Source organism: Methanomethylovorans sp., assembly GCF_041305605.1.
In the GTDB taxonomy this organism is placed as follows: domain Archaea; phylum Halobacteriota; class Methanosarcinia; order Methanosarcinales; family Methanosarcinaceae; genus Methanomethylovorans.
This window is the reverse complement of the sequence record NZ_JBFYLB010000084.1, coordinates 1-9475: the sequence shown is the minus strand read 5'-3', so window position 1 is coordinate 9475 and position 9475 is coordinate 1. Positions and strand designations below refer to the sequence as shown.

Annotated in this window: 13 protein-coding genes; 10 read left to right on the top strand and 3 right to left on the bottom strand. The window is 45.3% G+C overall.

Annotated elements, in window-relative coordinates; translation table 11 throughout:
* From ACCM36_RS05475 to ACCM36_RS05430, 10 genes are all read left to right on the top strand, one after another.
* Nucleotides 1-460, top strand: a 460-nt coding sequence (locus tag ACCM36_RS05475) for an ABC transporter ATP-binding protein (protein WP_370572743.1), incomplete at its 5' end; no start/stop codon positions are given.
* A gap of 10 nt (nucleotides 461-470) precedes the next feature.
* Nucleotides 471-1811, top strand: a complete 1341-nt coding sequence (locus tag ACCM36_RS05470) for a COG1361 S-layer family protein (RefSeq protein ID WP_370572741.1) — start codon at nucleotides 471-473, stop codon at nucleotides 1809-1811.
* Nucleotides 1812-1813: 2 nt separating this feature from the next.
* Nucleotides 1814-3061 (top strand): ABC transporter permease, encoded by a 1248-nt coding sequence (locus ACCM36_RS05465; protein WP_370572740.1) that lies wholly within the window; start codon nucleotides 1814-1816, stop codon nucleotides 3059-3061.
* A gap of 51 nt (nucleotides 3062-3112) precedes the next feature.
* Nucleotides 3113-4084 (top strand): transglutaminase-like domain-containing protein, encoded by a 972-nt coding sequence (locus ACCM36_RS05460; protein ID WP_370572739.1) that lies wholly within the window; start codon nucleotides 3113-3115, stop codon nucleotides 4082-4084.
* 96 nt (nucleotides 4085-4180) lie between these two features.
* Nucleotides 4181-4492, top strand: coding sequence for a Rieske (2Fe-2S) protein (locus ACCM36_RS05455; protein WP_370572738.1), 312 nt, complete (start codon nucleotides 4181-4183; stop codon nucleotides 4490-4492).
* 20 nt (nucleotides 4493-4512) lie between these two features.
* The gene (locus ACCM36_RS05450; protein ID WP_370572737.1) at nucleotides 4513-4833 is read left to right on the top strand and encodes a Rieske (2Fe-2S) protein; all 321 of its coding nucleotides are present in this window, start codon (nucleotides 4513-4515) and stop codon (nucleotides 4831-4833) included.
* A gap of 18 nt (nucleotides 4834-4851) precedes the next feature.
* On the top strand, nucleotides 4852-5178 hold the full coding sequence (locus ACCM36_RS05445) for a Rieske (2Fe-2S) protein (RefSeq protein ID WP_370572736.1): 327 nt from the start codon (nucleotides 4852-4854) through the stop codon (nucleotides 5176-5178).
* Entirely contained in the window at nucleotides 5175-5423 is a 249-nt protein-coding gene (locus ACCM36_RS05440; protein ID WP_370572735.1) for a glutaredoxin family protein, read from the top strand. The genes ACCM36_RS05445 and ACCM36_RS05440 overlap by 4 nt, the downstream gene beginning before the upstream one ends.
* Before the next feature lie 12 nt (nucleotides 5424-5435).
* Entirely contained in the window at nucleotides 5436-5789 is a 354-nt protein-coding gene (locus ACCM36_RS05435; RefSeq protein ID WP_370572734.1) for a ferredoxin-thioredoxin reductase catalytic domain-containing protein, read from the top strand.
* The gene (locus tag ACCM36_RS05430) at nucleotides 5786-6361 is read left to right on the top strand and encodes a nitroreductase family protein (protein ID WP_370572733.1); all 576 of its coding nucleotides are present in this window, start codon (nucleotides 5786-5788) and stop codon (nucleotides 6359-6361) included. The genes ACCM36_RS05435 and ACCM36_RS05430 overlap by 4 nt, the downstream gene beginning before the upstream one ends.
* Nucleotides 6362-6405: 44 nt before the next feature.
* Here the strand turns inward: ACCM36_RS05430 and ACCM36_RS05425 are convergent, their stop codons facing one another.
* From ACCM36_RS05425 to ACCM36_RS05415, 3 genes are read right to left on the bottom strand one after another with little or no spacing between them, the layout of a single operon-like run.
* Nucleotides 6406-7833, bottom strand: coding sequence for a nitrogenase component 1 (locus ACCM36_RS05425; RefSeq protein WP_370572732.1), 1428 nt, complete (start codon nucleotides 7831-7833; stop codon nucleotides 6406-6408).
* Nucleotides 7830-9284, bottom strand: coding sequence for a nitrogenase iron-molybdenum cofactor biosynthesis protein NifE (nifE, locus tag ACCM36_RS05420; RefSeq protein WP_370572731.1), 1455 nt, complete (start codon nucleotides 9282-9284; stop codon nucleotides 7830-7832). Before nifE ends, ACCM36_RS05425 begins: the two co-directional genes overlap by 4 nt.
* A 21-nt stretch (nucleotides 9285-9305) precedes the next feature.
* The gene (locus ACCM36_RS05415) at nucleotides 9306-9467 is read right to left on the bottom strand and encodes a nitrogenase component 1 (RefSeq protein ID WP_370572744.1); all 162 of its coding nucleotides are present in this window, start codon (nucleotides 9465-9467) and stop codon (nucleotides 9306-9308) included.
* Nucleotides 9468-9475: the final 8 nt, after the last annotated feature.

The following is a 9475-nucleotide window of genomic DNA, read 5'->3' as shown; positions in this document are numbered from 1 at the left end:
ACTTGCAACTATAAGAGGAAGGATGATAGGTTTTATTTTCCAGCAGTTCAACCTGATCCCCACGCTGAATACTATTGAAAATGTTATGCTTCCTCTTGAATTTCAGAACGCAGATCCTTCTGCTGCTAAAAAGAAGGCTGCTGAACTCTTGGATCTGGTGGGACTCTCTGAAAAAGCCCGTAATCTTCCATCTCAACTATCCGGTGGTCAAAGGCAGAGAGTTGCTATTGCCAGATCACTGGCCGTAGACCCGGATATAATACTGGCTGATGAGCCCACAGGTAACCTTGACAGCAAAACAGGGACCTATATCCTTGATTTCCTGCATGAACTGCACAAGAAAGAAGGAAAAACAATAATCATTGTGACACACGATGTGACCCTTGTCAGATACGCTGAAAGAGTTGTTCACATCAAGGACGGAATGGTGGAATCAATAGAAGAAAGAAAAAACAATTAAGGTGATTTCCATGAAAAGAATGCTACTATTTATACTCTTGATCTTATCTCCCATCGCACATGCCTCCGCAGCGACATATGTGGATGCCTCTGGGATTAGTGTTGATATTATAAGCCAAACCCCAAACCCTGCCAGACCAGGTGAGACAGTTGAACTGACCCTTAGTGTGCAGAACTTCGGGAATGAAGATCTTAAGAACATAGTTATAACTGCGCAACCTGAATATCCTTTTTCACAGGTAGATGGCGAATCATTGACCAAAACAATATCCTATCTCAATGCCAGACAGGATGACGATGATGCTGCAACAGCGAAGCTTAAATTTAAGGTAGCTAGCGATGCGTCAGCAGGCACATATGAACTGGATATAGTTACTACAGATTCAAGCGGTGCTACTAAAACAACTACACTGGAGCTTGAAGTAAGAGGCAAAGATTATGCTCAGGTAGTGACCATAAGTAAGTCCAGAATAGATTTTGCCACTGAGGAGCAGCTCGATTTTGTGGTTACAAATACCGGTAGTTCACCTCTGAAGAATATGAAGATATCCTGGGAGGATCCCACTGGAACTATCTTGCCTGTGTATTCGGATAATACCAAATATATCAGCTATCTTGCTGCAAACGAATCTCTAACTGTCAGTTATATAATTATGGCAGATGTGAATGCAGATCCGGGTCTTTACCAGCTGGACATTAATCTCGAGGTTGAGGATTACAACTCCAATGTCAGCACAATTTCAACTACAGCAGGTTTATTTGTAGGTGGTGGGACTGATTTCGATGTCGCATTTTCCGATAATTCCGATGGAGAGGTATCGTTCTCAATAGCTAACATCGGTAATAATGAAGCATATTCAGTGAAAGTGTCCATTCCGGAACAGGATGGTTATACTGTATCAGGCAGTTCATCTACAATTGTAGGTAACCTGGAAAAGGGTGACTATACAATCGCCTCTTTCACAGTATCCCAGCAGGGAGCAGGAGGCATTCCCGGCAGTGCCAGCGCCGTTCCGGGTGGAAATGCTGCAGCTTCAGTAGCATCCACAAATTCAACTACAAGTAATAATCTCCAAGTTCTGATCGAGTACACGGATTCCGCAGGTCAGAGAAACACGGTGGAAAAATCTGTCAAACTATCACAGTCCGGTACAACCACAACTGCAACAGCGGGTCAGGGTGGAATGCCGGGTCAAAGCTCATCCAGTTCTAACTATGTTTACATTCTGGTAGTAGCTGTACTTGCATCAGGATATGTAATGTACTATAGGAGAAAGCATGGAGAGAACCCTGCTATAATTAAAAAGCTGGGCTCACTTGCACACCACGGGAAAAAGAAAGAAGGTAATTAACTATGAGAAACAGCAGCTATCTCAAGATGGCCCTTACCATCCTGCTGCATAGCAAGATCCGCAGCTGGCTCACAATTATCGGTATAGTCATAGGTGTAGGTGCTGTTGTAGGTATCATGTCTTTAAGCGAAAATATGCAAAAGGACATGGAAGATAGGCTCTCCGAAATGGACCTTACAGCCATCACCATTTCTCCCGGCTCTTCAAGAGCTATGATGTCAATGGGACCGGGGGGTGGCGGAGGAGGTGGTGGAGCTTCCTCCTCCTCCTCTGAGGACACCAACCTCACTAAAAAAGATGTCATGGCTCTGAAATCCGTAGACGGTATAAAATACATGTATGGTCAGATATCGGGTAAGGAAGATGTCTACTTCCTGGGAGAGGAAGCAGAGCTTAGTATCACGGGTGTGGATCCTCAGGTATGGCAGTACGCTACCACAGATACTGTAGAGTCAGGCAGATTACTGGAACCGTCGGATAACTATGTTGCTGTTATAGGAAGTGGTGTTGCAGAAGATGTTTTTGACAATGAAGTAGGACTTAACCAGGTACTTACAATAGCTGGAAAGTCTGTTCGCGTGGTCGGCATACTGGAATCAGAAGGAGGCAGTGGTGATAACTCTATTATCATGCCTATTGATGCAGCAGTGGCTCTGATTGAAGATGCAGAACCTGATGTGTTCGATTCCATTATTGTCAAGGCTGAGAGTATGGATATTGCAGAGAATGTTTCAGCTGACATTGAAGATAAACTCATGCTCTCACGTCATGTGACAGAAAAGGACATGGATTTCTCTGTCAGTACATCTGCATCCATGGTGGAAACAGCTTCAGAAATGATGGAATCTATGACCTTGTTCCTGGCTGCTATTGCAGGAGTATCACTTGTAGTAGGTGCTGTAGGAATTGCAAACACAATGTTCACATCGGTTATGGAAAAGACAAGAGAGATTGGTACTATGAAAGCCATTGGTGCAACTAACAGGGATATACTTATGATATTCATGGTAAACTCTGCACTTGTGGGGTTCGTAGGAGGTGTACTAGGTGTTATTGTTGGTTCCATGGTAACTGCTCTGTTCCCGTTGCTGGGAATGCAGATGATGGGTGGCTCTGTGTCAGTAAGTTTATCTCCTACCCTTACTGCCTTTGGTCTTTCCATTGCAGTGGCCGTGGGCGTGATCTCAGGTGTTGTGCCTGCATTCCAGGCATCAAAAATGAAACCAGTAGATGCTTTGAGGTATGAGTGATCATGCCTCTTTTCAATATACTTAGTATTTGAACTTTAAGGAGTGGATCAAATGAAGAGGCTATTACTATATGGTATAATATTTTGTGCCCTTGTAATAGGTTATGCCAATGCTTTTCCAAACGAACAGCAGGAACAGAATGTGGAGACTATACTCTATGATGCACAGGACGCATCCGGTACTAGCGGGAGAGTATTTGCAGGCAGTGATGTCAGGGTAGTAAGAGGAATGCCTTCCGGACAGTCACAATCTCCCGGTTCTCCTGGAAGAATGATGCAAAATCCCCGGAGGGCAGTGCAGCAACCTTCTACTCAGAACGATCAGCAACAGGTGTTTGCCGACAGGCCACAGTTCGTTCAGGATGTGCAGGGCAGAGATGAGCTTAATCAATTCCTGCAACGCAACACCGTGCTTTTGGATGCTGATTACAATTTCCAGATGTATGTGACACCGGGTAATGGAACAGTGCTTGAATACCTTGAAGACAATGATCTTGATAACAAGTACGATATATATGACGCGGCTCTTTCCTGGGTATGGGTTTCGGATTCACTCCTTAATGGTCAGGAAGAAGCCTGGTTATACCCTGCAAAATTCCTCCGCAAGACGCCAGATTATTCGTCTAACCCCGTTTCCGGAACTATAGTAAGTGACTGTGAGGAACAGGCAAACACTCTGGCTTCACTGTTTATTGCTTCAGGTGAGTATAATGTAAGTTCGGTGAGAGTTGCCATAGGATATGTGAACTTCGACGGTATTACCGGCGGCCATGCATGGGTAGAGGTTTATGAGGATGGGGAATGGTTCCCACTGGATGCTACCATGGGTCCGTACTATGACGAAGATGAAGACGAAGTGGTAGCAGGGGATGAAGATAGTACCGATTACTATCAGTTTACCACGGAATCATACCCGGTTATGGAACTCTGGTATTACTACAACAACGAGTATTTCGTTGATGTAATATCACATACAGGGAATGCACCTGATAACTGGAAGGAAGTGCCTTCCAGTTACTATTAATTTTTCCACTACGCTTTATCTTATTTTATCCTTTTCGTGGTAATCCACGACAGTTATTTATAATTTTGGAACCCTGCTTATATAGGGGTAAGCAAAATGCTCGAGCCATCTTGGATCTTTGCTCTTAATGCAGATGAACTTAAAGAGAATGCTCCGAAGCTTGTAGAACTTAACGATAAGCCTGTACTTCTCATCAAGAAAGAAGGCCAGATATATGCTCTGTCCAATAAGTGCAAGCATATGGGCTGTCCGCTTTCAGCCGGTACCCTTGAGGACCATACTTTGAGGTGTTCATGCCATGGCTGGAGATATGATATTAAGAGCGGAGAATATCTTGGTTCCAGGGACATTGCCCTAAAGGTATATGATAACAAGATCGAAAGTGGTAAAGTGTTTGTTTATATCTGATCAACTTCAGGAGGCAAAGTATGTCTTCATGGGTATTCGCTACGGAAGATAAGCTGGAAGAGGAAAAGATCAAGCTGGTAAAGGTGGCAGGTAAGCAGATCCTGTTGGTCAGGAAAGAAGGCAAGGTTTACGCCATAGATAACGAATGTCCGCACATGGGCTGTCCTCTCAAGAGTGGAATTCTGGAGGGGTATGTTCTGAAATGTGGTTGTCATAATTGGGGTTTTGATATCAGGACCGGAGAGAATGTGGATACGGGTGAATATATTGATGTTCCTGATCCTAAAGTGGATACCTACGATACGCAGGTTTCCGATGGCAAGATCTCGGTGCTGCTCTAAATTCATGAGGAGGTCCTAATGTCTGAAGATAAGTGGGTCTATGCACTCGAAGAGGCTGAGTTGACAGATGGTGAAAAGAAAGCTCTGGTGATAGATGGTCAGAGAATAGCAGTAATAAAAAAAAGTAATGCATTATTTGCAATCTCTAATAAATGTGTGCATATGGAATGCCCATTATCTAAAGGTGAACTGGAAGGCTATGTGATCAAATGTCCGTGTCATGACTGGAGATTTGATATTAGGACAGGTGAGTTTCTGGATGCAACAGAACTCACTATTCCTACCTATCAACTGAAAGTGTCTGATGGTAAGATATTTCTGAAAATGCAAGGTGAAACGCAATGAAGAAGATCACGATGTATACTCTGAGTACCTGTCCCTGGTGCAAGAAAGCAAAGAGCTTCTTTGATGAAAAGCATATTCCCTATGAATACATAGATTATGATAAGGCGAGCAAGGAAGTACAGGAAGAAATAAGGAACGAATGTAAAGCCCGTGGAGAGAACATCTCTTTCCCATTTGTGATCATAGGGGACTCTGTGGTCGTGGGCTACAATCCTGAAAAATTCATGAAACTTCTGGAATCATAAAGGAGATCCTGTATGGACCCGGAGAAAAGGAAACAAAAACTCAGAGAAATGTTCCAGAGGGTGGTAGATCCTCTGGGGTACAAGTTCAGTCCTGATGAGGAAATTGTAGATTTTCTTCTCGAGCAGGAGGTTATGCTGGAGCAAAAGCACGGGCATCCCTTCTGTCCCTGTCAGGGTCTGACTGGGGAAAGGGAACACGATATGAAGATAGTATGTCCATGTATTCCATTCCATAGGGCTCATTTCGATGCAATGAAACGTTGCTGGTGTGGTCTGTACGTGCATAAGAACGTAGATGACCCGAACAGTCTGGCTCAGATCTCAGTTTCAGAGTTCAGAGATATGCAAAAGGAGGGTAAGACATGATAGATCAAGATCCGGTGATCTCAAATATCAAGACAAGGCGTAGTGTAAGGGACTATGCCGGGAAGCCTGTAAGCAATGAGGTCATAGAAAGTATCATTGATGCAGGTATCCATGCACCCACAGGCTTTGGTACACAGCCATGGAGGTTTGTGGTGATAAAGGACAAGTCCATCATGAAACAAATGTCCGGTCATTGCAAGCCCCGGCTGCTTCAGCAGCTTGAGGGAGTCAACACCGATGCAGCCGTACAGTTCAAGAAGATGCTGAAAACAGAAGAGTTTGATATCTTCTACAATGCTCCGGTATTGGTCATAGTGCTTGGGAGCAAGACCGCCCCCACAACAGACTATGATTGTGCCATGTGTGCACAGAACATGATGCTTGCAGCCCATGCAATGGGCATTGGCAGCTGCTGGATAGGCACTGCATGTCTTGTCCAGGACAATCCTGAAATGATGCAAAAGCTCAAGATACCTGCAGACTTCAAGGTCGTGGCTCCGATCATCTTCGGATATACAGGTACTGTTCCAGCCGCTGCACCCAGGAACAATCCTGTCATCACATGGCTATGAAGTAGTTTCCTTGAGTGGATCTCTTTTAACCACTTCCATTTTTTTCAATGCAAGTGTGCGTGCGCAGGTGTGCGATCGCAGCAGCTTCCCGGAAGATTGCTTTCCTTGTTCTGCAACCACTTCTTTTCAAGCTCAATATCCTTAGCTTCAAGTATGGTATTGGTTATCCTGTCTACCATGCTCATTGCTCCCCGGTATCCCATCATGAGTATCCTCTGGGCACCCACTCTGTCATGAATAGGGAACCCGACCCTTATTAGTGGAACTCCTATCTGTTGGGATATATACTTCCCATTGGAGTTCCCTATCAGCATTTCAGGATTAGCCTCCTTCACGGCATCGTTGAACGCATCGAAATCCAGCCCTTCAAGGATCTTTACATCGCAATCCAGGTTCATCCTATCGATCCTTTCCAGTGCACACTCCTTAAAGGCAGATGTCTTGCAGGAAGGAGCAACAAGTACCGGATACATTCCATTCTCAAGGGATAACGACAGCAGGCCAAGTACCATCTCAGGGTCTCCGTATATAGCCACACGCGTACCATACAGATACTTGTGCACGTCCACCATGGCATCAATGAGCCTTCCTCTTTCTTTTTTATAGGTTTCCGGGATTTCGGAACCGGCAATTTCTGAGAGAGCAGACATGAACCTGTCGGAGTATTCCAGTCCGATGGGCATGGGCACTCTCTTTGCAGGAACATTGTACTTCGCTTCAAGATAATCCAGAGCCCTGTTATCACTTGTTATTCCCAGACCAATACTTGCTGCACAATTCTTCATATCCGCGATCTCAGATTGTGGTGTACCTCCGGGGAATATCTTTTCGGCTTTTCCGGTCATCGGGGCATCGAAGGTCTCAGATGTGTCAGGCATGAATATAAATGATCTCGGGCCAATGTTACTTGCCAGTATCCTCTTAAGTTCCCGTATATCTTCAGGTGCAATGTTCTCTCCAAGCACCACATTGAGCTTGTTGTTGAATATGTCCTTCCCGATACCTGATTCTGTGAAATATCTAACTATGGCCTCCACTGCCTTGATATATCCAGTTGAGTGGCTTTCTTCATAACTGGGAGTGGATACGGAAATTATATGCACATCTTCTGCATCCTTTTCCTCTTCCCTGAATTCCTTTAGTATCCTTCCTACATCATCTCCTATAGTCTCGGCAAGACAGGTGGTGGTCACACCGATGACCTTCGGATGGTACCTTGCCATCACGTTCTTGAGTCCCTTCTTCAGGTTCTCACTGCCTCCGTAAACTGCTCCCTTTTCACTAAGGGATGTGGAAGCTATGTCAACAGGTTCCCGGAAATGATGGGCCAGGTGCAGCCTCATGTACGTGCTGCATCCCTGAGATCCGTGCATGAGCACCATGGAATTTTCAATACCCTTAAAGGCCATTACACTTCCCATGGGCTGGCACATAACACATGGATTGACTGTTGTATAATTTCTCTCGGTCATGCTTCCATCCCTCTGCTGATTGCCACATTCCCATGCATGCTCTTAATATGCGTTGCAGGAACGCTTTCGGTCTTACTGTGCCCGATGTCACTTATTTTGCTCTTAGCAGCCTTCCAGACAGGACTGTTAATGGAAGAATCCATTTCTCGAGCAAAGTTGAGGAATCCCTCAAAACCTTCGAACTCTACTACTCTGTCATGGTTGAAATCGCAGAAAGCAACACCCACCTTGTAAGCAAGGAACCTTTCCTTCACACCAGCGACCATCAGATCAGCATTCTGATTTACCAGCAGTTCTGCAAGTTCAAGGGGGTTAGCATCGTCAACAATCACCGTTCCGTCCTTTACTTCGTAACTTATCTGCAGGTAATCATCCCTCTTTCCTGTTTGGGTGCCAATTATGACTACTTCCATACCAAGTTCCCTGAATCCCTTGATAAGTGTAAGGGCCTTTGCAGCCCCTCCCATATAAATGGCAGCTCTCTTCCCTTCTATCCGAGAGCGAATACGCTGGATCTCAGGCATGATCCGGCTTGTTTCCCTGGCTATAATTTCCTCTGCCTTCTGCTTCATCTCTTCCAATCCAAAGAATGCCGCTGTTTCTCTTAAGGCAATGCTCAGATCCTCTATTCCGAAGTAACTCACCTTCTTGAAGGGAATGCCATACTCTTCCTTCATCCACTTGGCAAGGGTTGTCATGGAGCCGGTACACTGTACCAGGTTCAGCTGGGCTGTGTGGCACTGGGAGATGCTTTGTGCCGTGGAATCCCCTGTAAGGGATGTAACGACCTGTATTCCCATTTCCTCAAAGAGAGGCTTAACCAGCCAGACATCTCCGGCAACATTGAATTCTCCTATCAGGTTGATACGGTAAGGAGACCTGATGTCTCCTTCCTTTGTACCGATGAGTACCTTCAATGCGTCACATGCAGCCTTGTAGCCGTCCGACTTTGTTCCCTTGAACCCTTCGGACTTGACAGGTATTACGGGTATACCATTTTTTTCGCTGGCAGCCTTGCATACGGCTTCCAGATCATCACCTATTATTCCCACAATGCAGGTAGAATATACGAAAACTACAGGTGGCTTGTATAATTCCACAAGTTCGTCGATGGCCTTGGCAAGTTTCTTCTCACCGCCGAACACTACGTCTATTCCCTTCATGTCAGTGGAGAAGCTGGTACGGTAAGTTTCCTTACCGCTGGACCTGCTACCCCTTATGTCCCAGGTATAGCTTGCACAGCCTATAGGGCCGTGGACAAGATGTACTGCATCAGTAACAGGATTAAGAGCCACTCTTGCACCTGAATATACGCATGCCCTCTGGCTCATGGCTCCTGCTATGGATGTGTTGTCACAGGCAAGAATTGTCTCGCCCTTGACCTTCTGCTTCAAGGCAATGTATGGCTGCCTCTCTTCCAGAGTATTTACAACATTTGTGATGTCTGGCATACCCTCACTCCTGTATTATACTTACTGTACGACCTCAAGTTCTTCTTCAGGAACCGTCTTGTCCTTTATTTCCAGGAAAGTGTTTCCAATCCACTCGATCATGCGAGCTGCACCTGTATATCCCATGACAGGGAAGTGGTGGAGGTTTGCCCTGTCCATGATTGGGAAGCCGACTCTGATCAATGGAATAT

Excerpts from the sequence above, each read along its gene's own strand:
- ACCM36_RS05470 (WP_370572741.1), top strand. The coding sequence starts at position 471 with ATGAAAAGAATGCTACTATTTATACTCTTGATCTTATCTCCCATCGCA.
- ACCM36_RS05465 (WP_370572740.1), top strand. The coding sequence starts at position 1,814 with ATGAGAAACAGCAGCTATCTCAAGATGGCCCTTACCATCCTGCTGCAT.
- ACCM36_RS05460 (WP_370572739.1), top strand. The coding sequence starts at position 3,113 with ATGAAGAGGCTATTACTATATGGTATAATATTTTGTGCCCTTGTAATA.
- ACCM36_RS05455 (WP_370572738.1), top strand. The coding sequence starts at position 4,181 with ATGCTCGAGCCATCTTGGATCTTTGCTCTTAATGCAGATGAACTTAAA.
- ACCM36_RS05450 (WP_370572737.1), top strand. The coding sequence starts at position 4,513 with ATGTCTTCATGGGTATTCGCTACGGAAGATAAGCTGGAAGAGGAAAAG.
- ACCM36_RS05445 (WP_370572736.1), top strand. The coding sequence starts at position 4,852 with ATGTCTGAAGATAAGTGGGTCTATGCACTCGAAGAGGCTGAGTTGACA.
- ACCM36_RS05440 (WP_370572735.1), top strand. The coding sequence starts at position 5,175 with ATGAAGAAGATCACGATGTATACTCTGAGTACCTGTCCCTGGTGCAAG.
- ACCM36_RS05435 (WP_370572734.1), top strand. The coding sequence starts at position 5,436 with ATGGACCCGGAGAAAAGGAAACAAAAACTCAGAGAAATGTTCCAGAGG.
- ACCM36_RS05430 (WP_370572733.1), top strand. The coding sequence starts at position 5,786 with ATGATAGATCAAGATCCGGTGATCTCAAATATCAAGACAAGGCGTAGT.
- ACCM36_RS05425 (WP_370572732.1), bottom strand. The coding sequence starts at position 7,833 with ATGACCGAGAGAAATTATACAACAGTCAATCCATGTGTTATGTGCCAG.
- nifE (WP_370572731.1), bottom strand. The coding sequence starts at position 9,284 with ATGCCAGACATCACAAATGTTGTAAATACTCTGGAAGAGAGGCAGCCA.